General features: G+C 43.9%; 23 protein-coding genes. 10 read left to right on the forward strand and 13 right to left on the reverse strand.

The genetic code is table 11. The features are described from left to right. From NCCP2222_RS08610 to NCCP2222_RS08625, 4 genes are all read right to left on the reverse strand, one after another. Positions 1 to 1,338, reverse strand: coding sequence for a dihydrolipoamide acetyltransferase family protein (locus NCCP2222_RS08610; RefSeq protein WP_248511494.1), 1,338 nt, complete (start codon positions 1,336 to 1,338; stop codon positions 1 to 3). 36 nt (positions 1,339 to 1,374) lie between these two features. Then, positions 1,375 to 2,352, reverse strand: coding sequence for an alpha-ketoacid dehydrogenase subunit beta (locus NCCP2222_RS08615; RefSeq protein ID WP_248511495.1), 978 nt, complete (start codon positions 2,350 to 2,352; stop codon positions 1,375 to 1,377). A gap of 3 nt (positions 2,353 to 2,355) precedes the next feature. Continuing rightward, the gene (pdhA, locus tag NCCP2222_RS08620; RefSeq protein WP_248511496.1) at positions 2,356 to 3,471 is read right to left on the reverse strand and encodes a pyruvate dehydrogenase (acetyl-transferring) E1 component subunit alpha; all 1,116 of its coding nucleotides are present in this window, start codon (positions 3,469 to 3,471) and stop codon (positions 2,356 to 2,358) included. A gap of 245 nt (positions 3,472 to 3,716) precedes the next feature. Then, positions 3,717 to 4,355, reverse strand: a complete 639-nt coding sequence (locus NCCP2222_RS08625) for a YkyA family protein (RefSeq protein WP_248511497.1) — start codon at positions 4,353 to 4,355, stop codon at positions 3,717 to 3,719. Positions 4,356 to 4,513: 158 nt separating this feature from the next. On the opposite strand from NCCP2222_RS08625, the gene def reads away from it, so the two are divergent. The 3 genes from def to rnjA all read left to right on the forward strand — a co-directional run bounded on the left by def (position 4,514) and on the right by rnjA (position 7,183). Then, the gene (gene def, locus NCCP2222_RS08630) at positions 4,514 to 5,071 is read left to right on the forward strand and encodes a peptide deformylase (RefSeq protein ID WP_248511498.1); all 558 of its coding nucleotides are present in this window, start codon (positions 4,514 to 4,516) and stop codon (positions 5,069 to 5,071) included. 229 nt (positions 5,072 to 5,300) lie between these two features. Next, entirely contained in the window at positions 5,301 to 5,510 is a 210-nt protein-coding gene (locus NCCP2222_RS08635) for a DNA-dependent RNA polymerase subunit epsilon (RefSeq protein ID WP_248511499.1), read from the forward strand. Positions 5,511 to 5,515: 5 nt separating this feature from the next. Then, positions 5,516 to 7,183 (forward strand): ribonuclease J1, encoded by a 1,668-nt coding sequence (gene rnjA / locus NCCP2222_RS08640; RefSeq protein WP_248511505.1) that lies wholly within the window; start codon positions 5,516 to 5,518, stop codon positions 7,181 to 7,183. Between the two features lie 248 nt (positions 7,184 to 7,431). Here rnjA and NCCP2222_RS08645 read toward each other — a convergent pair whose 3' ends face one another. From NCCP2222_RS08645 to ahpA, 3 genes are all read right to left on the reverse strand, one after another. Further along, positions 7,432 to 8,091, reverse strand: coding sequence for a potassium channel family protein (locus NCCP2222_RS08645; protein ID WP_248511506.1), 660 nt, complete (start codon positions 8,089 to 8,091; stop codon positions 7,432 to 7,434). Positions 8,092 to 8,375: 284 nt separating this feature from the next. Then, complete coding sequence (locus NCCP2222_RS08650) at positions 8,376 to 8,825, reverse strand: TlpA family protein disulfide reductase (protein WP_248511507.1); 450 nt, start codon at positions 8,823 to 8,825, stop codon at positions 8,376 to 8,378. A gap of 80 nt (positions 8,826 to 8,905) precedes the next feature. Continuing rightward, a complete protein-coding gene (ahpA, locus tag NCCP2222_RS08655; protein ID WP_238079857.1) occupies positions 8,906 to 9,448 on the reverse strand; it encodes a biofilm-specific peroxidase AhpA in 543 nt (180 codons plus the stop codon). A gap of 244 nt (positions 9,449 to 9,692) precedes the next feature. On the opposite strand from ahpA, the gene NCCP2222_RS08660 reads away from it, so the two are divergent. The 7 genes from NCCP2222_RS08660 to NCCP2222_RS08690 all read left to right on the forward strand — a co-directional run bounded on the left by NCCP2222_RS08660 (position 9,693) and on the right by NCCP2222_RS08690 (position 17,000). Beyond that, positions 9,693 to 11,144, forward strand: a complete 1,452-nt coding sequence (locus tag NCCP2222_RS08660; protein ID WP_248511508.1) for a magnesium transporter CorA family protein — start codon at positions 9,693 to 9,695, stop codon at positions 11,142 to 11,144. A 149-nt stretch (positions 11,145 to 11,293) separates the two neighbouring features. Next, the gene (locus NCCP2222_RS08665) at positions 11,294 to 11,836 is read left to right on the forward strand and encodes a helix-turn-helix domain-containing protein (protein ID WP_248511509.1); all 543 of its coding nucleotides are present in this window, start codon (positions 11,294 to 11,296) and stop codon (positions 11,834 to 11,836) included. Positions 11,837 to 11,849: 13 nt separating this feature from the next. Continuing rightward, positions 11,850 to 12,953, forward strand: a complete 1,104-nt coding sequence (locus NCCP2222_RS08670) for an ABC transporter ATP-binding protein (protein ID WP_248511511.1) — start codon at positions 11,850 to 11,852, stop codon at positions 12,951 to 12,953. Then, the gene (locus tag NCCP2222_RS08675; protein ID WP_248511513.1) at positions 12,946 to 13,767 is read left to right on the forward strand and encodes an ABC transporter permease; all 822 of its coding nucleotides are present in this window, start codon (positions 12,946 to 12,948) and stop codon (positions 13,765 to 13,767) included. Before NCCP2222_RS08670 ends, NCCP2222_RS08675 begins: the two co-directional genes overlap by 8 nt. After that, the gene (locus tag NCCP2222_RS08680; protein ID WP_248511515.1) at positions 13,751 to 14,551 is read left to right on the forward strand and encodes an ABC transporter permease; all 801 of its coding nucleotides are present in this window, start codon (positions 13,751 to 13,753) and stop codon (positions 14,549 to 14,551) included. Before NCCP2222_RS08675 ends, NCCP2222_RS08680 begins: the two co-directional genes overlap by 17 nt. Then, entirely contained in the window at positions 14,548 to 15,621 is a 1,074-nt protein-coding gene (locus tag NCCP2222_RS08685) for an ABC transporter substrate-binding protein (RefSeq protein ID WP_248511517.1), read from the forward strand. The genes NCCP2222_RS08680 and NCCP2222_RS08685 overlap by 4 nt, the downstream gene beginning before the upstream one ends. 179 nt (positions 15,622 to 15,800) lie before the next feature. Further along, positions 15,801 to 17,000 (forward strand): MFS transporter, encoded by a 1,200-nt coding sequence (locus NCCP2222_RS08690; protein ID WP_248511519.1) that lies wholly within the window; start codon positions 15,801 to 15,803, stop codon positions 16,998 to 17,000. Positions 17,001 to 17,040: 40 nt separating this feature from the next. Here NCCP2222_RS08690 and NCCP2222_RS08695 read toward each other — a convergent pair whose 3' ends face one another. Genes NCCP2222_RS08695 through NCCP2222_RS08720 form a run of 6 tightly spaced genes read right to left on the reverse strand, consistent with a single transcriptional unit; the run spans position 17,041 to position 25,626 of the window. Continuing rightward, entirely contained in the window at positions 17,041 to 19,638 is a 2,598-nt protein-coding gene (locus NCCP2222_RS08695; protein ID WP_248511520.1) for a VWA domain-containing protein, read from the reverse strand. After that, entirely contained in the window at positions 19,622 to 21,388 is a 1,767-nt protein-coding gene (locus tag NCCP2222_RS08700; RefSeq protein WP_248511521.1) for a vWA domain-containing protein, read from the reverse strand. Before NCCP2222_RS08700 ends, NCCP2222_RS08695 begins: the two co-directional genes overlap by 17 nt. A 14-nt stretch (positions 21,389 to 21,402) precedes the next feature. After that, positions 21,403 to 22,272: a DUF58 domain-containing protein gene (locus NCCP2222_RS08705; protein WP_248511523.1), complete on the reverse strand. Its 870-nt coding sequence runs from the start codon at positions 22,270 to 22,272 to the stop codon at positions 21,403 to 21,405. Beyond that, complete coding sequence (locus tag NCCP2222_RS08710) at positions 22,272 to 23,264, reverse strand: AAA family ATPase (protein ID WP_248511525.1); 993 nt, start codon at positions 23,262 to 23,264, stop codon at positions 22,272 to 22,274. The genes NCCP2222_RS08705 and NCCP2222_RS08710 overlap by 1 nt, the downstream gene beginning before the upstream one ends. 17 nt (positions 23,265 to 23,281) lie before the next feature. Continuing rightward, positions 23,282 to 24,760, reverse strand: coding sequence for a hypothetical protein (locus tag NCCP2222_RS08715; RefSeq protein ID WP_248511527.1), 1,479 nt, complete (start codon positions 24,758 to 24,760; stop codon positions 23,282 to 23,284). A 17-nt stretch (positions 24,761 to 24,777) separates the two neighbouring features. After that, positions 24,778 to 25,626, reverse strand: coding sequence for an ABC transporter permease (locus NCCP2222_RS08720; RefSeq protein ID WP_248511529.1), 849 nt, complete (start codon positions 25,624 to 25,626; stop codon positions 24,778 to 24,780). Position 25,627 lies beyond the last annotated feature (1 nt).

Consider the following 25,627-nt stretch of genomic DNA (forward strand, 5'->3'; position numbering starts at 1 on the left):
TTACGCCTCCATTAATAAAAGTTCTGGATTACCGAGCAATTTTTTGATATGGTTCAAGGCTTGCTGACCTGTCACACCATCAATGACCCGATGATCGAATACCAATGATAATGCTAACATAGGTGCAGCTACAATTTCACCATTTTTTACAACAGGTTTTTCAGAAATGCGGCCAATACCAAGGATTGCCACTTCCGGATGGTTAATTATCGGTGTGAACCATTGCCCACCTGCAGAACCGATATTAGTAATGGAGCAGGAAGCCCCTTTCATCTCGCTTGGTGACAACTTGCCATCTCTCGCCTTTTCAGCTAAGTGATTGATTTCTTCTGAGATAGCGAACACTGATTTACGGTCTGCATGCTTGATGACAGGAACAAGCAGTCCGCGATCCGTGTCTGCCGCGATTCCGATATTGAAATAATGCTTTTGGATAATCTCTTCGGTTGCATCGTCCAAAGAAGCATTCAATTGCGGGAATTCACGCAATGTAGATACAAGTGCCTTCACAACATACGGAAGGTACGTCAGCTTAATGCCTTTTTCGGATGCGATTTCTTTGAACTTTTTGCGGTGAGCAACAAGCTCCGTGACATCCACTTCATCAAGCAACGTGACATGTGGAGCCGTATGCTTCGAGTTAACCATCGCTTTGGCGATCGCTTTTCTCATGCCGGACATTTTTTCTCTTGTTTCAGGGAATTCACCTTCAAGTGAAACAGGTGCTGGAGCTGCTTTCGGCGCTTCAGAGACAGTCGTTTCCTCTGCAGGCGCTTGTTGAGCTTCTTCCGGTTGTGAAGCAGCTTGACCGCCATTGAGGAATGCCTCAACGTCTTCTTTCAAAATGCGGCCATTTTTACCTGTACCGTTTACTTGGTGGATATCCACGTCATGTTCGCGGGCAAATTTACGTACGGAAGGCATGGCAATGACACGCTGGTTCGGATCCTTTTCAGGTTGGCCTCCACCAGAAATCGCAACACCGCTTTTCTTGTCAGCAGGTTGTTCTGTCTTTTCCTTGTCCAGCTCTTGGCCTGCTTCAGCAGTTGATTGGACCTGTGCTTCCGTTGTTTCCTCTGAACTTTGTTCGCTTTCATATCCAGGTGCATCAAATCGGATCAATACATCACCGACGACAGCGACCTTGCCTTCTTCCACTAGAATTTCTTCGACTGTTCCAGTTACCGGTGAAGGAATTTCAACTACAGCCTTATCGTTTTGGATTTCAAGAAGCGTATCGTCTTCATTGACTTGATCGCCTTTAGCGACAAACCACTTTACGACTTCGCCTTCATGAATCCCTTCTCCGATATCTGGCAAACGGAATTCATATGCCACAAGATTCACCCTTTCTCGATTTCATGGATTAACCAATTAGAATGTTAGAACTTTTTTAGCAGTTTCAATGATATCCTTCGAGTTAGGAAGCCAAGTGTTCTCCCCTTGTGCGAATGGATAAATTGTATCTGGAGCCGCTACACGCAAGACAGGAGCTTCCAGGCTCAAAATAGCCCGCTCTGTGATTTCCGCCACGACATTCGCTGCAATACCAGCTTGCTTTTGTGCTTCTTGGACAACAATTGCGCGATTTGTCTTTTCGACAGATGCCACGATTGTCTCAATATCAAGCGGCTGCACTGTGCGAAGGTCAACTACTTCAACCGAGTAACCTTCTTTCTCAAGTTCTTCGGCAGCTTTCAAACTTTCATGCACCATTGCACCGTACGTGAAGACCGACAAGTCTTTTCCTTCACGTTTCACATCCGCTTTGCCGAGTGGAATCGTATATTCCCCTTCAGGCACTTCCTGTCTGAATGAACGGTACAGCTTCATATGCTCCAGGAAAATGACCGGGTTCTCATCGCGGATCGCCGAGATAAGAAGACCTTTTGCATCATATGGAGTGGAAGGAATGACAACTGTTAATCCGGGCTGAGATGCAACCAGGCCTTCCAAGCTGTCAGCATGCATTTCAGGTGTTGCTACACCGCCGCCAAATGGAGAACGGATTGTAACAGGCGCATTGAATTTACCGCCTGTACGGAATGATTGGCGAGCGAGCTGGCCGCTGACAGAGTCGATCACTTCATAAAGGAAGCCGAAGAATTGGATTTCCATAACTGGACGGAAGCCAGTAAGCGTCAACCCAACAGCAAGACCTCCAATTCCTGATTCAGCTAACGGCGTATCAAAAACGCGTTCTTCGCCGAATTCTTTTTGAAGCCCTTCTGTTGCACGGAAAACGCCACCGTTTACCCCGACGTCTTCACCGAAGACGAGGACGTTTTCATCATTTTTAAGCTCCGTGCGCATCGCATCGGTAATCGCTTGAATCATCGTCATTTGTGCCATCGGTTACTTCGACTCCTTCTCTGTATAAATATCAAGTTGCTCTTGTACGTTGTATGGCAGGTCGCCTTTGTACATGACTTTTATGAAATCGCTTACCTTCTGTTTCGGTGCGCTGTCTGCTTTTTTGATTGCTTCTTTGATTTCTTCTTTCGCGCGTTCGATTACTTCGTTTTCTTTCTCTTCGTTCCAGATTCCTTTGGCTTCCAAGTATTTACGGAAACGGATTAATGGATCGCGTTTTTCCCATTCACTATCAGTTTCAGAAGTACGGTAACGTGTCGGATCATCGCCAGCCATTGTATGTGGACCGTAACGGTAGCACATTGTCTCAATCAAAGTCGGGCCTTGCCCATTGATTGCACGTTCTCTGGCATCACGTGTCACTTTATAGACAGCCAATGCATCCATTCCATCTACGAGTATGCTTGGCACCCCTGCAGCTACACCTTTTTGAGCAAGTGTCTTCGCAGCTGTTTGGAGTTCGCGTGGAGTAGAAATGGCATATTGGTTGTTTTGCACAACAAAAATCGCCGGAACTTTATAAGCTCCCGCAAAGTTGATCCCTTCATAGAAATCCCCTTGTGAAGTCCCGCCATCGCCTGTATAAGTCATCGCAACCGCTTTCTTACCACGTTTTTGATAACCTAGCGCAACACCCGCAGCTTGGATGTACTGTGCCCCGATGATAATTTGCGGCATGAAAATATTCAAACCGTCCGGTATGATGCTTCCTTCAAAATGTCCGCGTGACCAAAGGAATGCCATATGTAATGGAAGACCATGGAATACGATTTGTGGCACGTCACGGTATCCAGGAAGGATAAAATCGTCTTTTTCCAAAGCATAATGGGAAGCCAATTGCGATGCTTCCTGCCCAGCTGTCGGAGCATAGAAGCCCAGACGCCCTTGACGGTTCAAGGAAATCGAACGCTGATCCAAAATTCTTGTATACACCATGCGCGACATCAACTCGACAAGTTCTTCATCCGATAAATTCGGATTCGCTTCCTCGTTGACGATTTCGCCTTCTTCGTTCAGTATTTGAAACATTTCAAACTTCTCTTCAATAGAATGAAGCGTTTCCACCGGATCGAACTGCTTGTCTTTTTTTGCAGCCATATCGGCAACTCTCCTTTGCATCTGTATTATGATGAATGTTCCAATCGATTGATACAATTATCATTCCTAATCAGTATACTGAAGTGCAACACTTTGGTCAATCATTGAAACGGCGACGCTCGTGAGGCATTTAACATTATCAGTATTACATTAAAATAATAAACTGTAATAACACAACTCACAATCTGTATTATAATAGAATGGAAAAAGATGAGGAATATAGCTTCCCCATCTTATCTTTTCCTTTATTCCTTTGAATTCAAACTTGAAAAGAGTTTATCTTTTAATGTATTCACCTCTTTTGTTGTTTGATTGAAATCTTCAATCGCCGATTTCACTTTGCCATTTAATGAATTGATTTCTTCCACTTTCTCTTTCAGCTGATCGATATCAGCATTTTCACTATCCAGCATTTCGTAAAATTCTTTTTGCTTTGCCGATAGACTTTTATAATCCTCAGAGAACGTAGAATGCAAATCATAACGTTTGCTTAGCAGTTCGTGGAGCGTTTTAATATCTTCTTTTTCTTTTCCATCTGCTTTCTCAATGACCTCTTTTAATTTGGCGGCAGTATCTTTGGAAGAACGGATGGAGTCCAATTCCTTATCTAACACTTTCAATCTATTATCGACAGAAGCGATCAGTTCCTCGACATTTCCCTTGAGCTTATCGTCCTCTTCCTTCGTCAATTCCATCGTCGATTTAAACAGCCCCTGCTCACGTTCTTCTAGTTTTGTCAATTCAGCCTGGGCATCCCGGTATACTTTCTCTGACTCGCTCATGCTTGTCATCGTATCTGATAGTTTTTTCTCCACGCTTCCTCCAAAACTGCATCCGCCAAGAACGATGCAGGAAACGGCCAGAGCGATAAATCCCTTTTTCACGTCGGCAACCCTCCAAGTGATTGTTTAATATTTCTAAAAGAATTAGGTAAACTATATCTTTTCAGAACACCAATTTCAAGTTAACACCTTAATTCTTTTACCATGGGGACCATTCGATTATACTAGTAAGAAAGAAGGCAGTGAAAGGAAGAAGAATCATGATTTTAATGAAAGATATCATACGTGAAGGCCATCCAACATTGCGAAAGGTTGCTGAAGAGGTCACTTTCCCGATCAGCGAGGACATTAAACAGCTTGGCCTTAATCTACATGAATATGTAATGAATAGCCAAAACCCCGAAATGGTCGAAAAGTACGGCTTGCGTCCAGGCATAGGCCTTGCAGCTCCGCAGGTAAATGAGTCGAAAAGAGTTTTTGCTCTTCATATAGAGGGAGAAGGAAAAATTGAAGCTAGCTTTATAGCGATCAACCCTAAAATCGTCAGCCACTCTGTAGAAATGACTTATATTACTTCCGGGGAAGGCTGCTTGTCTGTCGATCGGGATGTGGAAGGTTTTGTTCCTCGCTATGCAAGAATTACTGTAAAAGCCTATGATGTGGAAGGAAAAGAATTTAAAAAACGGCTAAAAGGCTTGCCTGCGATTGCATTCCAGCATGAGCTGGATCATTTGAATGGCATTATGTTCTATGATCATATCGATCAAAAAGCACCATTCAAAGAGATTCCGAACGCCGTCCCATTTGTAAGGGAATAACACTTGACAGAAAGTTCCGATTGCGATATACTATTTTCAAGGAGTGATATGCCCATGTACAAACGCCTGAAACGGAAATTGTTGAAACGGCTCAATGGCATACTCGGGAAAAAGACAATCGCATAATAATAGCCCGCCATTCGCTTGGTGGGCTTTTCTTTATTTTACGCAAATGACGTGATAATATGAAGAGAATAAATTGAAACGAACGTAAAAGGAGAGTTCACGCATGATTTACAAAGTTTACTACCAAGAGGACAAAGAACAAGTGCCTGTAAGAGAAAACACGAAGAGCTTGTATGTAGAAGCAGTAACTGAAAGAGAAGTCCGCGCCAAATTGAAAGAACGCAACTACCATATTGAATTTATCCAGGCTCTCGAAGGAGAACATCTGGAATACGAAAAAGCTTCCGTCCACTTTGAGATCGAGCAGGTTTGATGGCGATGAAGTTAATTAAAAACAATGAAACTGCCGTTTTCGCTCTAGGCGGACTAGGAGAAATCGGCAAAAACACCTATTGCGTCCAATTCCAGGACGAAATCATCTTGATTGACGCGGGCATCAAATTCCCGGAAGACGATCTTCTAGGGATCGATTATGTCATTCCGGATTATACCTTTCTAGAACGCAATGCAGATAAAGTAAAAGGCCTCTTTATCACACATGGTCATGAAGATCACATCGGTGGGATTCCATACTTGCTTCGCAAATTGAACATTCCCGTTTATGGCGGCAAGTTGGCCCTCGGATTATTGAGAAACAAACTCGATGAACACGGCTTGCTTCGATCTACCAAAATGATAGAGATCGACGAAGATGACGTCATTAAATTTAGAAAGACTTCTGTCTCCTTCTTTAGGACAACCCATAGTATTCCGGATGCCTTCGGAGTCGTGGTCAAAACTCCTTGCGGAAATATAGTCCACACAGGAGACTTCAAATTCGATTTTACTCCTGTCGGGGAGCCGGCCAATCTGGCGAAAATGGCAAAAATCGGCAGCGAGGGTGTACTTTGTCTATTATCAGACAGCACGAATGCTGAAGTTCCAAATTTTACAATGTCCGAACGAAAAGTAGGAGACAGCCTGCACGAGATTTTCCGCAAAGTGGACGGACGAATCATTTTCGCCACATTCGCTTCGAATATACACCGTTTGCAGCAAGTGATTGAGGCTGCGCAAACATACGGAAGAAAGATTGCAGTGTTTGGTCGAAGCATGGATAATGCGATTACGATCGGACGTGAATTGGGCTATATTGACGCACCAAAGGAATTATTTGTAGATACCCAGTCGCTCAATCGCCTTCCGGCAAACGAAGTCATGATCCTTTGTACAGGTAGCCAGGGAGAACCGATGGCGGCACTTTCCCGAATTGCGAACGGGACGCACCGACAAGTTCAGATTCAACCAGGAGATACAGTCATTTTCTCCTCCTCCCCTATTCCAGGAAACACGCTGAGCGTCAATAAGACGATCAATGCTTTGTTCCGAGCAGGAGCTGAAGTCATTTATGGAGCATTGAACAATATCCATACATCAGGCCACGGTTCGCAAGAGGAACAAAAACTGATGCTCCGACTGATCAAACCGAAATTTTTCATGCCAATCCACGGGGAGTACCGGATGCTGAAAATGCATACGGAGTTGGCAGTCGATTGTGATGTGGAACAGGATAACACCTTCATCATGAGCAATGGAGATGTACTCGCCCTTACGGATAGCAGCGCAAGAATTGCCGGCAGAATCCCTTCCGGAGACGTCTACATCGACGGCAGCGGAATCGGTGATATTGGAAATGTCGTACTTCGCGATCGCAAAATCCTGTCTGAGGATGGATTGGTCATTGTCGTTGCTACAGTCGACAAGAAGAAGAACCGGGTAGTCTCCGGTCCGGACATCATATCCAGAGGTTTCGTTTATATGCGGGAATCCGGATCAATGATCAGTGAAGCACAATATTTGTTATCAAAAGAACTGCAAAAGAGAATAGCAAATACTGGAAGTGAATCGAGTTCATTGAAGAGCGATATTATCGAAATTCTATCCCCATATTTATATGACAAGACAAAACGCCGCCCGATGGTATTGCCTGTCGTAATGGAAGTATAAAAGTTTCAAACTGGTCAAACGGGACTTCACAAATTTAAAATATAACAGGTGGAGAAAAACTCATCGTTTTTCTTCACCTGTTTTTTTGTGCACGGGAAAGGGCTCCTTTGCGCGAATGCAGCTGTTTATGCGCCTTGATGGTGCTCTATTGGGAAACAAGAAAAGGACTGTCCAGGCAATCAGTTTTCACTGACTCCCCGGACAGCCCCTTACTATCTACTATTTGTTGCAATCTATCAATAAAACAATTAATGAAGTGCCTTCTTCTCAAACCGATGGATGTCCAAATCCGATCCGATGACGATTAGAATATCGTTCAACTCAATCTCCTCGATAGCTGCTGGAGAGACAAGAATCTGGGAAGCCCGTTTAATGGCAACGATGTTCACACCGTACTTGGCACGGATATCCAAATCAATTAACGTGTAGCCTGCTAGTTTTTCGTTCGCTTGGATCTCCACAATGGAGTACTCATCCGACAGCTCCAGATAGTCTAGGATGTTGTTGGACACCATATTATTGGCTATCCTTTTCCCCATATCCCGTTCGGGGTGCACGACCTGGTCCGCACCAATTTTTCGCAGCACCTTTTCATGATAATCATTTTGAGCTTTTACGGTAATGCGTTTGACTCCAATTTCTTTCAAGATAAGCGTCGTCAATATGCTGGCTTGAATATTCTCTCCGATTGCCACGACGACATGTTCAAAATTGCGGATTCCAAGTGAGCGCAATGCAGATTCGTCCGTTGTATCTGCCGCCACTGCCTGTGTTGCAATCTGAGCGAACTCATCGACCTTTTCTTGTGAAATATCTATTGCCATCACGTCTGCGTCCAATTCAACAAGTTCATTCACGATACTGCCGCCGAACCGGCCCAATCCAATGACTACAAATTCTTTTTTCATCGTATTTACTCCCTTATGTATTTGAAGGATGCCCTCAGTGTACCATATCATGGGACCTCTCCTCAAATTGCTATCGGTATCATGAATCATCTTTAGGCGACTTTTTCGTGATATAGGTGTCAAATAATTACAGAATGCTGTTGTTCTTTCCGTATACAGGAACAATGTGGAGCAATGCCCCCTGCCCTCTCTACTCACGCTCATTTTATGGGTAAAAAAAATCAGGTGAAGAAACACACACGGTTTCTCCCCCTGATTTATTAGTGGGCTTAGTCAGACTGCCCTTATCGCTTCATTTCATCCAATACACGGTTTACCCGCTTTTCAAGCATTTTCATACCGCTTCCGCCTGCTTGGAAATGACGCAACTGGCCGTCTTTATCAAACACATAGTAAGCAGGTACATATTGATTATCGTACGCATCTGTAAGCTTCAGATCGCTATCGACAAAAATAGGCTGCGTAATGTCATGTTCTGCAGCAACTTCTTTAATCTTGTCGAGGTCTACATCGTCTTCTGAACGTGGCATATGCACTGCAATCACGTTCAATTCGTCTTTGTATTGATCGCGGAAATTGTTTACATCTGGCATTGCTTCTTTACATAAATGACAGCTAATTGACCAAAAATGAATTAATGTTGGCTTTTCACCAACTAGTTCATCTTTCGTCACTTTGCCGTTCAACCAAGTTGTCGCGCCTTCCAGTTCAGGCATTTGATCCCGTAGCTTCATGTTTGTCTCTCCTCCGGTTTGAAAAGATCCCCACTGCCTATAGTATGCATGGGGATCCTAATTGGTAATTTAAAATCAACTTAAAGAGTTTTTTGACCTGGTCTCCAGTTTGCCGGGCATAGGCCGCCAGTTTGAAGTGCTTGAAGAACGCGCAATGTTTCATCTACATCGCGTCCGATATTGTTATGGAAAACAGTTTGATATTGCATTTCGCCTTCAGGGTTGATGATGAATAGACCGCGCAATGCGATACCTTCTTCTTCGATCAATACGCCATATTCGCGGGAAACAGCGTGATTTGTATCAGCAGCAAGCGGATATTTCAAATCGCCTAGACCATTTTCTTTGCGATCTGTGTTGATCCATGCAAGATGCGTGTGGATCGTGTCAGTCGAAACACCGATCACTTCTGCATCAAGGTCTTCAAACTCATCGTAACGATCGGACATAGCCGTGATTTCAGTTGGACATACGAAAGTGAAGTCCATTGGATAGAAGAAAAGCACTGTCCATTTGTCATTTTTCATATTTTCTTCAAGACTTACTTTACCGAAAGATTTGTCTGCAAGTACAGCTTCCATCGAAAATTGTGGTGCTTGTTTACCAACCATGCGTTCAGCCATTTGTTGATCCCTCCAATAGTTCTTTGCCAAGGGCCAGTCCCTTGGACAATTCTCATTTAGAATACCAAATGTTGTTCATCTTTTCAATTAGAATGGCTCGAATCTAATAATTATTATTATAAATATGTCGTTTTTCTTCATCTTTTGTCAGCCGTATTGATAGGCCCTATCAATTCGCTTCTATGTTTAGTAAGCAGCCGTTTGAGGAACTATAAGAATAGACGCTAGTAGAAGGACGGATATTATGCAAACAACCATCATCCCATCAAAACTGGATGTGATTCAATCACATATGTCATTTTTTCTTCCATTCGGATTTGACGCACGAAAGAAGGATGGGATTATTGAAGCGCTGAAAGAACACGGCTACCCATACTTTCAGTTAAAGAAAGCGGATGAATGGAGAGATATATACGGACCCGGCATCCACGTCGGCGGTAAAGAATTGGAGCAATATTTTTATCCCTATGTTGAACATAAGTTATTTCCTTTATCCATAAAAGATAGAGGCTTTCATCGATTTACGAAGCAATTTGATATGCCGTTTCTATTCTCCATCCGCGACGAGCAATGGCATTATATCGTCCGCAGTGTTGATATTATCCTTGGTCCATTCGGCCTCGCTTTTCTTACAGTTCGGGTTGAAAGTGAAGAATCGTGCGCTGATTTGGCGGACGTTCTTGAATTTATGCAGCATTTCAGGGCGATTGATACCCATCTCATGGAAACAAAAGGTTCTCGCATCGTACTAGAGAACGGCGAAGACCTTTCGGTTTACAACTTTTTATTAGAAACGCTGTGTCCGTTCCTAAAGACGTATATGATCAGCGATAAAAGACTTGAAGGATATTTCGGTTCCCTTCCCTATTTCGATGATGAACGGATGTATGCCTCTGCCTTCCTGTTCACAAAGAATGGAAGTGAAATTACGGAAGAGCAGTTATTTCGAATGGGCAATCTGAATGGCAGAACCCCATCGGGAGAGACTTTTATCTCTGCCCATAATCCGGAATATATAAAACGGTCACTCGCCCATACCTTGCATGATCGCTGGGCGCCGCATACATACACGGTTACGACCGAGCACGCCTATGTAACCGTCACGGATCAAACGCCGGGAGCCATGCAGGATGAACTCGTTCATTATATGGGAACACACTACTATAATTTTATTATCCATTATTTCTATCGCATTATGTTATTAAGGGTTTCCTACGAATACAGCGAAATCGTCTGGAGCAAAGATGAGGAGTACGTGAAATCACTTATAAAGTTAATTACGTTGTTCTCCTCCTGGTACTATTTCAGAGAAATCAGCACCCGGTCGGAAGGAAAAGAGCTATCTTTAGCTTTCTATAAAGCCTTTAACATCGAAAACCTGTTCAATGAAGTTAACTTATCCCTGAACGAATTGTATAAAGCCCAGGAGAACAGCAGAGCAGGACGCATGAATATGTTATTATTCATTCTCACTGTCTTTACTGTTGTGTCTGGTATTTATGGAATGAACCTCGTCATTTCGGATTGGGAAGATCCATTCGGGTGGAAAAAATATACCTCTTATACGTTTTTTGAATGGATCTCGCTCGTGACAGCGGTAAGCGGTATTGGCCTCTCCGGCTATTTGATCATCAGCATGCTGATCAAGTTCATTTTACGAAAATCAAGGGATAAAAAGTCCGATCTGTATATGTAATCAAACCGGTTCCCTGCCCAAGCGGCATGGACCGGTCTTTTTTAAGTTAGCCACTTGATTTCCCAGTGTAATTTTGTATAATAAAAAAGGTTTATAGTAAACTTGAAGTACAGTATTACTAAACTCAGGAAATAGAGGAGGGATATTGCGTGCAAATCGGAGGGAAGATCAAGAAACTTCGTTTAAAAAAAGGACTTACCCAAGAAGAACTAGGTGAACGGACCGATTTAACGAAGGGGTACATCTCCCAATTGGAACGTGAATTAAACTCACCTTCCATCGAAACACTTTTCGCCCTGCTCGAAGTGCTTGGCACAACACCGAAGGAATTTTTTGAAGAACCGAAAAAAAATATGAAAGTGGTCTATTCGCCTGCAGACCAAACCACATATACAAACGACGAACACCAATATAGCATTCGTTGGTTAGTTCCCCGTTCAAATGAAAACGAAATGGAACCGGTACATATCACCTTCAAACAAGGCGGAGAGTTCAAACAATTTGAACCGTCACTTGCTGAGACTTTCATCTACGTGTTGACAGGAAAAATTGAAGTGGAGTTAGGGAAAAGACGGTACATTGCGAGTGCAGGCGAATCCGTCTATTACGAGGCATCCGACCATCATCGAGTCTACAATGCAAATGACGGTCCGAGCGAACTGATACTTGTGGCGACAGAATCTTATTTATAAAGGGAGGTCCACCATGACTACTGAACCAATTATCCGCTTTGAGAACGTAACAAAGCGCTATGGCACGGACACAACCGTGTTGAACGAAGTTTCTTTTGAAATGGAAAGAGGAAAATTTTATACATTGCTAGGTCCCTCTGGATGCGGAAAAACAACGATCCTGCGATTAATTGCCGGATTTATTGAACCGAGTGAGGGCGGCATCTTTTTCAATGGCCGTAAAATAAATGATGTACCGGCCAATGAACGCCAAGTGAACACTGTATTCCAAGACTACGCCCTCTTTCCTCATTTAAATGTATATGAAAATGTTGCATTTGGGCTACGTATTAAAAAAGTGAAAAAGGCTGAAATTGATCAGCGCGTAAAGGAAGCATTGAAATTCGTTAACCTGGAAGGCTACGAAAATCGGGAAATTACCGAAATGTCTGGTGGACAGCGTCAACGTGTCGCCATCGCCCGGGCCATCGTCAACGATCCTGAAGTGATTTTACTGGATGAACCACTTTCGGCTCTTGACTTGAAGCTTCGTTCTGAAATGCAATATGAGCTTCGTGAATTGCAGCAGCGGCTTGGAAAAACCTTCGTATTCGTTACCCACGATCAGGAAGAAGCCCTTGCCATGTCGGATGAAATCTTTGTCATGAATGAGGGAGTCATCCAGCAATCAGGAACGCCTATCGATATTTACGATGAACCGATCAACCGTTTTGTTGCAGATTTCATCGGCGAATCCAATATTGTCTCCGGACGGATGATCGAGGATTACATTGTCGAATTTACCGGGAAGCGATTCGACTGTGCCGATGCCGGCTTACAGCCAAATGAGAAAGTGGATATTGTCCTCCGGCCGGAGGACTTAGAAATTACTTCCACAGATAAAGGAAAATTGAATGTTAAAGTGGATACCCAATTGTTCCGCGGTGTCCATTATGAGTTATCTACGTATGACACAGACGGGAACGAATGGCTCGTCCACTCCACTAAGAAAGCAGAAGTCGGAGAGATGATTGGACTGGATTTCAACCCTGAGGACATCCACGTCATGCGTTTGAACGAAAGCGAAGAAGATTACGATGCACGTCTCGAATCGTATGGAGCATTGGAAAATGAATAAAGGATTACAGCGGATCTACATGCTTCCCTATGCACTATGGATTGTGCTTTTTGTTGTGGCGCCGATTGCACTCGTCCTTTATTATTCGTTTTTCGATATTACTGGTCATTTCACACTCAGTAACTATAAGAGCTTTTTTTCGTCGACTTATTTGACGTTAACCATCAGCTCGTTCTGGTATGCCCTGCTCATTACGTTCTTTGCCCTGCTCGTCTCATACCCGACAGCCTATCTGTTGACGAAGACAAAGCATAAGCAGCTTTGGCTCTTGCTGATAATTATTCCTTCTTGGATTAATCTACTGCTGAAAACGTATGCTTTTATCGGCCTGATGGGACTTTATGGACCTTTGAATGCTTTTCTGGAAGCAATCGGCATCGGCAAGCAGCAAATCCTGTTTACTGATTTCAGCTTCGTCTTCGTGTCGGTTTATATTTTTATTCCGTTTATGATCCTGCCGATCTTTAATGCACTTGATAAGCTGAATCCTGCATTGATTGACTCTTCCCGCGATCTTGGGGCAAGTTCTTGGACGACATTTAGAAGGGTCATCTGGCCACTCACATTAAATGGAGTGAAATCGGGTGTTCAGGTCGTATTTATCCCGGCTCTGTCGTTGTTCATGATTACCCGGTTGATTGCCGGAAATAAAGTCATTACACTCGGTACCGCCATCGAACAGCAATTTCTCGTCACTCAAAACTGGGGCATGGGTTCAACAATCGCCGTCTTCCTAATCCTCTTTATGTTTATTGTGATGGTCATTACAGGCGGTAGCGATAAGGGGGCGTCCGTGAATGAAAAGAATAAATAATTTACAAAAACTATATTTGATTGCTGTGTTTATCATTTTGTATGCCCCTATTTTCTATTTGATCTTTTATTCGTTCAACTCGGGCGGCGGTATGTCTCATTTCGAGTCATTTACATGGGAACATTATGCCGCTGTCTTTGAGGATAAACGACTCATTATCATAGTACTGAACACTGTAATCATCGCATTGCTCTCCGCCCTGCTTTCCACAGCAATCGGCGTGCTTGGGGCAATGGCCATTCATTTCATGCGAAATAAAGGCATGCGGAATGCAGTGCTATCATTGAACACGATATTAATTGTCAGTCCAGATGTAATTATAGGTGCTTCCTTCTTGATTTTATTCACAATGATCGGTGTGAAACTCGGATTCGCCTCGGTGCTTATTTCCCATATCGCATTCAGTATTCCGATTGTGGTGATCATGGTTCTTCCAAAATTGCAGGAAATGAGCTCCTCCTTAATAGATGCGGCGTTAGATTTAGGGGCGTCTAGACGGGATGTCGTGACACGGGTCATTCTACCATTTATCCAGCCGGGAATTTTCGCAGGCTTTTTCTTGGCCTTAACGTATTCATTGGATGACTTTGCCGTCACCTTCTTCGTGACCGGAAATGGCTTCTCGACACTTTCCGTTGAAATCTATTCTATGGCACGCGCGGGAATCACTTTGACTATCAATGCGCTGTCCGGTTTGATTTTTGTCATTACCGTCATACTCGTTCTTGGGTATTATGCTATTAGCAACCGGACGAAAATGCCTCTTACGGGGGTGAAGAAATGAAGGAATTGCTTCGAGGTGCTATTCTGATCGTGGCCGTTTCCCTTGTCTTGCTGCTGATCAATGACAATTTAAGTGAAGGCAGCAATAAAACAGGGAAAAATATTTTGACCATTTATAACTGGGGTGAATATATTGACCCCGACCTGCTAAAGCAGTTTGAAAAGGAAACAGGCATAAAAGTGATTTACGAAACGTTTGATTCTAATGAAGGAATGATGGGGAAAATCGAACAAGGCGGTACCTCCTATGATATTACGATGCCGTCTGAATATATGGTGGAAATGATGGCTGAAAAAGATTTATTGCTGCCTATTGATTACAGTCAAATTCCAAACATCCAACATATTGATCCTTATTTTCTCGATCTTCCGTTCGATCCGGGCAACAAATTTTCGATTCCCTATTTCTGGGGAACGGTAGGCATTGCTTATAATCCTGACTTGCTGGATGGCCAAACATTCGAGAGCTGGGACAATCTTTGGGATCCGTCCTTAAAACAACAAGTGATTCTTGTAGATAGCGCAAGGGAGACAATTGGCATGGGGCTGAATTCCTTGCATTACTCCTTGAATTCTACTGACATCAATGAATTGCAAGAAGCAACCGAGAAGCTGAAAAAGCTCAGTCCAAACGTGAAAGCGGTCATTGGAGACGAAGTGACTCAATTAATGGTGAATAACGAAGCGGCTGTTTCACTCACTTGGTCAGGCCAAGCGGCTGATATGATGAGTGAAAATGAATCGATTGACTATGTGGTTCCCGAAGAGGGCTCTAACTTATGGTTTGACAACTTTGTCATTCCACGGACCGCCAAAAACATTGAAGGCGCTCACGCTTTCATAAACTTCATGCTGGATCCTGAAGTGGCGGCCCAGAATGCTGATTATGTCGGTTATTCTACGCCTAACCTGACGGCGCTTGACTATATGGATCCCGAAGTGGTAGAAGACGAGCGTTTCTACCCAGATGAAGATACACGCAGCCATTTGGAAGTGTATAAGAACTTAGGACTTAAAATGTTAGGTGTTTACAACGAGCTCTTCCTGGAATTCAAAATGGATATGAAATGATCAAAGCTGCCACAGAAAGCGCATTTCTGTGGCAGCTTTTTCTTTTGCCTGCGGTCATATTTCATCCTCCATTCATTCCCTCTTACTTTCTCGGTGCCTAACAGTATGAGAACGCCAGCCACGTATGATAGAATATTTCAGAATGCGAAATGTTATGTAGATAGAAAGAGGGGATGCCGATGACAACAGGTTCATCGAAAGCCGCATTATATATTTTAATGTTTAACATGTTTATTGCTATGTCAGGTATTGGACTTATCATTCCCATCATGCCGCAGTTTTTAGGATCATTTGGCGCGGCGGGAAAAGTACTTGGATTTCTAATTGCCATCTTCTCTTTTGCACAATTTATTTTCTCCCCTTTAGCAGGAAGCTTGTCCGATCGACATGGCAGGAAAAAAATAATTATTTTTGGCCTAATTATTTATGGCCTGTCCCAGCTGGCCTTCAGTTTATCGACAGAAGTCTGGATGCTGTTCATCGCCCGTTTCTTCTCAGGCTTCGGCTCAGCTTTTATTGTGCCACCTATGATGGCATTCGTTGCGGATATTACTGCCTACGAAGATCGTGGAAAAGGCATGGGGCTGCTCGGTGCGTCCATGTCGCTCGGTTTTATGATCGGACCAGGGATAGGGGGCTTTCTCTCAAAAGTGAGTTTGGAGTTCCCGTTTTATGTGGCGGCCGGCGCAGCCATTTTCGCCGCGCTTTTGTCCATTTTCATCCTGCCGAATCCTGTGCCAACGACTGAACAGGCAAAATCGATGAAAAAGCAGGATAACATATTGGCCCAATTGGTTCGATCCACAAAAACACCTTATTTCATCATGTTACTTGTCATGTTCGTTTTCTCTTTCGGACTTGCGAATTATCAATCCACCATTTCTTTATACGTAGACCATAAGTATGGGTATACGCCTTCTCAAATTGCTGTTTTGATTACAGTCGGCGGGTTCGTCGGTGTTATTGTCCAAACGTTTGTCATCACCCCGCTCTTCAAGCGATTTGGAGAAATGAAAGTCATCCTTTTCAACCTGGTACTCGCTGCCTTATCCATGGTTTCCATCCTGGCGGTCAATACATTTTGGACAATATTGATGGTGGCTACCGTATTTTCGATTGCTACTTCCTTGCTTCGGCCCGCCGTCAATACACTCGTTTCCAAATTGGCTGGAGATGAACAAGGGTTTGCAGCCGGTATGATGAATGCCTATATGAGTTTAGGAAATATGGTCGGCCCAGCGCTGGCAGGCTCCATTTTTGATGTCAATATTGCTCTCCCTTATATGTTAGGAACGGCAATTCTCTTTATATGTTTCGGCATTGCAGGCTATTGGTCCAAACGGAACGCAGCACTCTTAAATTCAACTAGAACAGCTTAAAAATGCCCATCTGACTGATCAAGTCGGATGGGCATTTCTCTTATCTTCGTTTTTTTGCTTTCAACAGCTCTGAAACATGGCCCGACTCTTCCTGCTTATCATTTACAAACGATTCAGTCTCGCGTTTCTTCATCGGTTTCCCTTCGATGAGTCCGAAACGACGAATCGTGATATCAATGAAAAACAGCAGCATGGCCGCAAGTAATAAGTAATTTCCAATCGGCAATCGATTACCGCTTTTAAATGGATGCTGCCTGAAAACTTCTGCGGGATTATCCATTAAAGGTTGCCCCCCAGTTTTTTCTGCAATCGCCTGAAGAAGCTTAGTATTTGGCTCTCCTGGTTTAAATTCCTCGCTATAAGGTACCGAAACACCTGCTTCGAATAAACCGCCACGATCATCCGTCACCCCGAAAAACACAAGACCCGGTTTAGACTCTAGCGTGACGCGTGTTTTCCCAGGTGCCAGCGGTTCAGTTGTAACAGGGATCTCTTCACCTTTTTCATTCACCACATCAATATCCAAAAATGCTGCTTTTCGTGAACTATCGGTTACGGTATAAGTCCCGCCCCCATCGTGAGTAATCATATACGGAACATCTTCGTAACTTGGCAATAGTCTGGAGATGGCTGTATTCCAAAATTCAGGATAGCGTTCCCATCTGGCGAGATCCCCTGACCATTTGCCAGTTGAATCGGACATGAAAGCGATCGTTTTTCCTAATCCATAACTCCATTCTGCCAAAACCGGGTCATTCTTTGGGCTCTCCGCAACAACGGTAGCCGTACTTTTCGGCGTCGTGGCGATGTAAGCATTCATTTGAGGGACTCCCTCTCGGAATAGTGCCAGCCATTCCGGCACTTGATGGAAGGACATGTAGAAAGGGTCGTCTTCAATATACGTCCTTGTCATCATTGTTGTTTCACGTGTCAGGATGGAGGGGACTGTCGATTCATCTATGACATTATAAAAGCGCCCTCCCCCTTGCTCAGCAAGTTCTTCAAGCAACGCACCATCCGCATCCGAACCGATAGCAACAGTCGTAAGCGTAATATTGTTCTTTTTCCCTTCTTCGATTACTTCCTCATAATCAGGAGGCATCGGCGATTGGCCGTCTGTCATCAAAATAATATGTTTTCGCTGTAGTTCCAAATCGGCAAGATCTCCGTATGCTTTCTCCACGGAAGGAAAAATATCAGTTCCCCCACCAACAGGAATAGAGAGAATCTTTTCCATGGCATCTTGCTTCTGTAATGGACCAACGGGTATCAATTCCCAAATTTCATGATCAAACGCCGTAAAGCCGAATGTATCATCATCTCTTAGCAGTTCAACTGCTCGAGCCGCCGCCTCTCTTGCCAGGACGATTTTTGATCCTGACATACTGCCTGATCTATCTAAGGCAATGACCAAGCCTAAAGAAGGCAATTGTTCCTTCCCTTTCACTTCCATTTCAACTGGCAGAAGCCGTTCGATCGGTGATTTGAAATACCCTCCCAATCCAAAGCTTTCCTGCCCTCCAACCATCATGAAACCGACTCCGAACTTTTTAACAGCCTGTTCAATAACGGTCATTTTCTGCTCCCCGACTAAATGACCCGGGACATTATCAAAAATAACAGCACTATATCCAAGATAGCCTGAGAGCGATTCAGGAAGCTGCTCAGCAGACACAACGTCAACAGCCAAAGAGCGCTGATCCAGCAATGGAGGAATAGCAGAAGGGTTTTCTTCTGTTTCGACTACTAAAATCCGCGGCGATTTTTCAAGCATCGTCACAGAAAGCATTTTATTGTTTTCCAGGAAGCCATCATCCGAAACGATGAGCTTCGCTTCGTATTTTAATAAACCCTTCCCAGAAGCTGTTGTTTTAAAAGAAAATGCATTCTTCCCTTCATCTAATTGAACCATTTCACTTAGGACCTCTTCGTCGTTTCGGTAAATGATCACTTGTCCATTTGTCGCTGTAGATGATTCAACGTCCAGTTCGATGAATTGCTGCTCCCCTTCATAAGCCGTTTTCGGTGTTTCAAACTTTGTAATAGAAGCGTCTTTGCGATTGGAACGGCTGAGCAGTACCGTATCAATTTCTATTCTTTCGCCTTGGTATTTGGGAAGTATCTCCTCCAGGGAGCCGTCTGTCTCCAACCCGTCTGTCAGTAGGACAATCCTTGTGGCAATGTCTTTCTTTGCAATACTGGCAGCCAGATCGATCGCTTTCCCAATATTAGTCGCGTCGCGGTTTTCCATCGGTTCCATTTTAGGCAAGCTAATCTCATTGCCGGTCAATTGAACATCTGTGCGGAATCCCCCGGCAAATGAATAAATACCGACTGTCTGGTTCGATTTGCGATGCTGCAAACTATCGATGATCCAACTATCAGCCGTATCACCTGCATTCTCTATAGAAATGGAACGGTCCACAACAAACAGCACTTGTTCTTCGGTATCCTGGAGTCGAAGATAAGGTACGGTTAATGCTAAAACAACACATAGGATCGTTAAACAGCGTAGGATGTAAAGTACAATTGCTCTGTCTTTCACTTTTAACTTGGAAGTCTTCCATGCATACACCATATAAATTACAATGGGAATTAGCAATAAGAGCCACAATGGATGATCAATTCGAATATCCACGTCTGCGTTGCACCTCCCATTCCATTACAAGGAGAAGAAGAATAGGTAATAGAAAAATCCAACCGATTGATTTTTGACCTACTTCCTTTTCATTTCCCTTCGATTCCATTCCAATCTTGTACGATGTACCATGCCCCAGCCTTTTTTCTTCCTGCTCGAGTTGAACAGAAATCAGGCTTTCCCGCTTATTGTCGATGAGCTTGTATATTCCCGGTTTTTGCGGTGCTACAAAATCAGTGCCGCTAGCAAATGACGCTTCGTACTCATCTTTCAGATTGAAAACCTCAATCCCCTTCGTATCCACATACGACAAAATTGCTTTCCTTTGGGAAGGGCTGAACGTTCCTCCAACGGATGATCCGGAGCGAAGCGACTCCGTCACACTCCAGAAGAAAAGGGGAAAGGAGGGATGAAGTGGCCAGTCCGTCATCTCAATATCTGCCAAGACGACAATATCTCCACGTTTGGAACGTTGGATAAATGGTTCATTTCCAATGGATGCAATCGTGTCCATTTCTTCGAATGGCGGATAAAGAGAACTTACGTATACATCGTGAATCGGCGCGATGGAAAACAGTACATCTCCATTGTCTTCTACAACCCCAGAAACTGGATGGGCATTTGCATCGTTTCTGCCAATCAGTAAAATAGGATGTTCCCCTTCTTGTAAAAAGGAAGTTTCATTGGATACTAAAATGGTAGCCGTATTTTGCCGTTGCTTCATTTCATTGATGGAACCCGCCGTCACATCCATGCCTATTGCCTGAAACGCTTTGCGGATCAATTCATGAAGCTGGCTGTCCACCATGGCATCCGATATTTCGTCACCAAGTAGAATAAATGCTTCATTGTCTGCATCATACTGGTCTTCAACTAGGAGTTGTGCCTGTAAGGCGATTTGAGAAGGCAAATCCTTAAAGGAGATCAATGTCTCCCCTTCATCCTTCATAGTAAACTTCTTTTCTTCCAATTTTTCGCCTTTTAAGGCATCTAATATTTGGATGATTCCATCCACTTCCTTCTCTGATTGATTGACAAGCTTGACAATCGCTTCTGTTCCACCAGAGGTTTTGACAGCACCAAACTTATCAATCGAAACATTTGCAAGGTTTGACTCGCTTGCGTGGACGTAATAATCGATCGCTTCAGTTCCATCCGAGAAAACGGATCGATCCAAGTAATCAGTGAAAATATGAACAGTCGCAGATTGGTCGGCTACAACCGATTTCATGAACTCCAGTGTCTTGCCCATGTTTTCATGATCGTATGTAACCGACAACTTTCCAATGGACGCCTGAATGACTTCCTGGTTTGTTTCATCACGCAGCACCAAATCCGGCTCCTTGCCTGTCGTGATGATCGTTATCGCATTCCCTTTATTGTCTTCCACTAATTGGGTCATTTCTTGCTTATTCACATCAAAAATGGATGCTCCGTCTTCTCCTGCAAGCATACTTGCCGAAGTGTCAACAACAAAAATGATCTGTCTTCCTGCTGCTTGTTCTGATTTCACAAAAGGCCCGAGTAAAACAAATAGAAGAAGAAGGAGCGCGGCCATTTGCAAATAGAATAAAGCGTTTTGCTGCAGGTTTTTTAAGAAAGGAGATGCTTTCGTTTCTCGCATGGATTGTTCCCAAAAGAGAGTTGAAGAAATCGCCCGAGTCTCATACCGCTTTCTGAAGAAATAATAGAGCAGGACAGCCAAAGGAAAAATGACTGTCCAGCTATTTACTACATGACTAAACCCCACTTGGATTTCACTCCCTACCGTACCCAGCCTACATGTCGCATTTTCTTCGTTACCGTATTCAAAGTTCCCTCAGCTACTTCTGCCCGAACGGTCTGGATGCCATATTTTTTGGCCAAACTTAAAAATTTTGATTCATGTTCTGATTTCCGGTCCATATACAGTTGTTTGGACCTTGTAGTCATCGTTACTTCCACCGCTTGCTGTGTCTCTATATCAAGAAGACGGATATCTCCTTGAAGCTGCGGCTCTTCCTCGAATGGGTCATGCACAGTAATAACACGGCAATCCCTGCAAATTCCTGGAAGTCTTTTAAACAATCGCTCCCATTTTTCTAATGGTTCGAGCCCGTCTGTAATTATAAATAAAACCGTGACCGCCTTTGGTATATGGCGTAGTGCATAATCTGTAAAATCCCCAGGTAATGTCGGTTGATCGATTTGGGTAATAAACTTTTTCAGAGCAGCACGCTGCAAGGCTCCTTTTCTTCGAAAGAAATATTCTTGTTGTTCATTTTTCGAAGAAAAAGTAACTGTATCACCACTCTTCAAACCGATCTGACCAATCCCGATGGCGAGTTGCCGGGCAAATTCCCACTTTTGTTCAAAGCCCATAGATTTTGTGCCGTCTAACAAAATGTGTATTCGCATCTCTTGTTCATCCAGAAATTGTTTAATAAACGGTTTATCCGTTCGAGCATATACATTCCAATCAATATGCCTAAGATCATCACCTGGATGATATTCCCGAAAGTCAGAAAACTCGAGAGACGTGCCCGTCTTTGTTGAACGATGCGTTCCTTTATGATGGCCCAGGTATCGAGAACGTGACACAATCTTCAATGGCCCTAGACGGTTAGCGAGACTATCTGGAAATAAATCCGCCATTACAAGGCTTCTCCTTGCCGCGTTTCCTCCACCAGTTTGTCAATCAGGCTGTCGACATTAATTCCTTCCGCCTCGCCCTCATAATTGACAAGAACTCTGTGCCGCAATGCCGGTTTCGCAACCGCTTTAATATCAGAAATCGAAACATGGAACCGTCCTGCCATAAAAGCCCTGGCTTTCGCCAGTCGAATAATCGATTGCAACCCCCGCGGCCCGCTTCCATACTGAACATACTTCGTCCACATGTCTCCGGTCTCTTCTTTCTCATATGTGGAGGTGACCAAATCGACTGCGTACTCAATCATGTCATCTGCAACGACAATTTCTTTGACCATTTCCTGGGCAATACATATTTCTTCTTGTTGCATGACTTTACGGACAGCGATACTTCTGGCTCCCGTTGTGCGCAGCATAATCTCCTTCATTTCTTGCTTAGTTGGGTATGGCAAAATGATTTTGCATAGAAAACGGTCCATCTGGGCCTCCGGTAAAGGATAGGTGCCTTCCATTTCTATCGGGTTTTGAGTGGCTAGAACGAAAAATGGCCGTGCCATCTTTCTCGTCTCTCCCATCACTGTCACCGTTTTCTCCCCCATGGCCTCTAGTAGCGCACTTTGGGTTTTAGGTGTGGCACGGTTTATTTCATCCGCCAAGACCATCTGGCTAAAAATAGGACCTTCTTTGAAAACAAAGCGCTGGGTGCCGTCTTCACTTCTTTCCAAAATACTAGTTCCCGTAATATCCGCTGGCATCAGATCAGGTGTAAATTGAATTCGGGAAAATGATAGATCCAAAACTTCGGAAATCGTGCGGATCAGCATCGTTTTCCCTAAGCCAGGCAGCCCCTCCAGCAAAGCATGCCCGTCAGCTAGAATTGAAAACAAGGAGAATTCTATTGCCTCTTGCTGCCCGACGATAAATGTACTGATTTCCTCTCTTACTTCACTTAATTTACTGCTCATTTCTCCAAACTGCTCAGGTGTGAATGACATATCTACAACTCCCGTTCTCATTCAATTGACGAAAAATAGTCAGATAGAATCCTTTGTAAATCCGGTGACAATTCCATCTTTTCAGTGCTTCGTATATACGAATCTTTATACGTACCGACCACTTCTTCGTAAGGTCGGATAGTACCCCGCTCCACTAAATCATCCCGTTCGTTTTCTTCAATGAAATTGCCTTTTCCCAAATCTCCCTTGACCGTTGACGGGTCTCCCGAGGTACCAAATCGGTCAAACGGTATGGATAGAAGATCACGGCCGCCTTTTCCCGTGCCTGCTCCGTTTCCTCCTGAGCCTCCACCACCTGAGCCTGCCCCTTGACCTTGTCCCTGGCCTTGGCCTTGGCCTTGGCCTTGGCCTTGGCCTTGACCTTGGCCTTGGCCTTGACCTTGACCTTGGCCTTGTCCCTGACCTTGGCCTTGGCCCTGACCTTGGCCCTGGCCTTGACCTTGGCCCTGACCTTGGCCTTGGCCTTGGCCTTGGCCTTGACCTTGGCCTTGCTGTCCCTGGCCTTGCTGACCTTGACCTTGACCTTGCTGTCCCTGGCCTTGCTGACCTTGGCCTTGCTGTCCCTGGCCTTGCTGACCTTGACCATTTTGTTGTCCATTCGGATTATTCCCTGTGGAAGCCAGAGCAGGTAAGGATGGCGCTTTGCCGATCTTATTTAATGCGCTTTGTGTCTCACCTGTCTTCCGAGCTAATTGATCCGTAAGGTTTTGGAGATCCTCCAGTTCTTTCTTTTCGTCATTTGTCAATCCGTCTAAATCCTCGGAAGTGGATTGGCTCTTCTCCGCGAGACGCTGTTCCTTTAGTTTTAATTCTTTTTGTTTTTTAATTGCTTCTCTCAATAATTGTTCAGTCGTTTCGGCCTCCCGCAAGTTTTTCGCAAGGGATTCAAGCTCCTTTTTGACTTCATCTGTCTTTTGCTTTTTGGCCAGCTCCTCAATTTCTTTCGTATACTCTTTCACAATTTCTTTTTCGGCCATTTCCGACTTTGCCTCTAGCTGTGCTTCTGAAGGAAACAAAATGAGAAGACTGAGGACGAAAGAAGCGATGCAAAAACTAATCAACATAGCACTATTCCATATCTTCTTTTTCCGTTTCTTGAAAAGTTGTAGAGCCTCGTTTGATTGGTTTTCCGCCTGTTGCACTAACAACCGGCCCATCGATGACTCTTCGACCCTGTCATCCACTGCGGTCACAAGAAGATTGTCCGGAAAATAATAATCCAGCCTCCATTTGGCCTCTTCGTATGTAACTCTGCGTAAAATGATATATACAATTGTCGCCGCAAGGACCAAGCCTGCTGCGACCATTGCAAACCATGCATAGTTAGGGAGGACAAACAGCCGGGAAGAAACCATGACAATGACCGATCCTAGAACCGATAAAAACAATCCAGCCTGTATCATATAAACAGTCTTTTCGAATTGAAGCTTCCTCTGGGCTTTGCGAATAACGTCACGCAATATTCCTTTCCGCACTATTCATCCATCTCCCTTCACTTCTGTCTCTTTGTGTTGACACGTAATTTTTTCACTGCGATCAAAATCGCGATAATGGTAATTACTCCATAAAACAATAGAAAACCAATCCAAATTGGAAAATCTACTTTTGTCATTTCTTCCACCATTCCCCGAACGCCAGGAGATAGAAATGAAGCAAACAGGACACCCGGGTTAATGGATGCTAAGAAATGGCCAATATAAGATGGTGTGACAACGGTCCCTGTTTGATTCATCATTTTCATTTGCATCGTAATAATGAATAAAAAGCCGGTCACAACTGAAAGGAATAGCATTGTACCATAAGTGGCAATCATGGAAACGACCGTTTTTCTAATTAGCGTTGAGAACATGACACCAATGCTGCCAAAGGCGAGTAATATTACAAACAAGAATAAAAATATTCTAATGAAATCCCAAGGAGAAATACCGCCAAACAGAAATACCAAACTATATACCGGCATTCCGGCTAGGATCAAAAATAGCAAAAAAGCTACCGAGGATAATAACTTTCCTGAAATGATCTGAAACGAACTTTGCGAAGTCGTCAACAAGATCGGCAGTGTTTGCTTTTCCCTTTCAGAACTGATTGTTCCAGCCGTCAACCCAGGGGCCGTGAACAGGACGAGTCCTAATTGAATGTAGGATAGGAAAGCGAAGAGCACAAAACTCTCACTCGGTCTGAAATAGGATGTACCCGATACTGTTACGGTCATGAAGATGTATCCAAAGACAAATACGCACATCGCCAAAAGGAAAAACAGCATGCCATTGAACGACTTGAACGATCTAAATCTTAATTTAAGCTCCTTGAAAAGAACCGGATTTGTACCCATCAATTTCATT

The sequence above is a fragment of the Sporosarcina sp. NCCP-2222 genome, from assembly GCF_023168145.1.
Taxonomy (GTDB): domain Bacteria; phylum Bacillota; class Bacilli; order Bacillales_A; family Planococcaceae; genus Sporosarcina.

Coding starts and splice junctions, on each gene's coding strand:
- NCCP2222_RS08615 (WP_248511495.1), bottom strand. CDS start 2,352: ATGGCACAAATGACGATGATTCAAGCGATTACCGATGCGATGCGCACG.
- pdhA (WP_248511496.1), bottom strand. CDS start 3,471: ATGGCTGCAAAAAAAGACAAGCAGTTCGATCCGGTGGAAACGCTTCAT.
- def (WP_248511498.1), top strand. CDS start 4,514: ATGATTTTAATGAAAGATATCATACGTGAAGGCCATCCAACATTGCGA.
- NCCP2222_RS08635 (WP_248511499.1), top strand. CDS start 5,301: ATGATTTACAAAGTTTACTACCAAGAGGACAAAGAACAAGTGCCTGTA.
- rnjA (WP_248511505.1), top strand. CDS start 5,516: ATGAAGTTAATTAAAAACAATGAAACTGCCGTTTTCGCTCTAGGCGGA.
- NCCP2222_RS08645 (WP_248511506.1), bottom strand. CDS start 8,091: ATGAAAAAAGAATTTGTAGTCATTGGATTGGGCCGGTTCGGCGGCAGT.
- NCCP2222_RS08650 (WP_248511507.1), bottom strand. CDS start 8,825: ATGAAGCTACGGGATCAAATGCCTGAACTGGAAGGCGCGACAACTTGG.
- ahpA (WP_238079857.1), bottom strand. CDS start 9,448: ATGGCTGAACGCATGGTTGGTAAACAAGCACCACAATTTTCGATGGAA.
- NCCP2222_RS08660 (WP_248511508.1), top strand. CDS start 9,693: ATGCAAACAACCATCATCCCATCAAAACTGGATGTGATTCAATCACAT.
- NCCP2222_RS08670 (WP_248511511.1), top strand. CDS start 11,850: ATGACTACTGAACCAATTATCCGCTTTGAGAACGTAACAAAGCGCTAT.
- NCCP2222_RS08675 (WP_248511513.1), top strand. CDS start 12,946: ATGAATAAAGGATTACAGCGGATCTACATGCTTCCCTATGCACTATGG.
- NCCP2222_RS08680 (WP_248511515.1), top strand. CDS start 13,751: ATGAAAAGAATAAATAATTTACAAAAACTATATTTGATTGCTGTGTTT.
- NCCP2222_RS08685 (WP_248511517.1), top strand. CDS start 14,548: ATGAAGGAATTGCTTCGAGGTGCTATTCTGATCGTGGCCGTTTCCCTT.
- NCCP2222_RS08690 (WP_248511519.1), top strand. CDS start 15,801: ATGACAACAGGTTCATCGAAAGCCGCATTATATATTTTAATGTTTAAC.
- NCCP2222_RS08705 (WP_248511523.1), bottom strand. CDS start 22,272: ATGGCGGATTTATTTCCAGATAGTCTCGCTAACCGTCTAGGGCCATTG.
- NCCP2222_RS08710 (WP_248511525.1), bottom strand. CDS start 23,264: ATGTCATTCACACCTGAGCAGTTTGGAGAAATGAGCAGTAAATTAAGT.
- NCCP2222_RS08720 (WP_248511529.1), bottom strand. CDS start 25,626: ATGAAATTGATGGGTACAAATCCGGTTCTTTTCAAGGAGCTTAAATTA.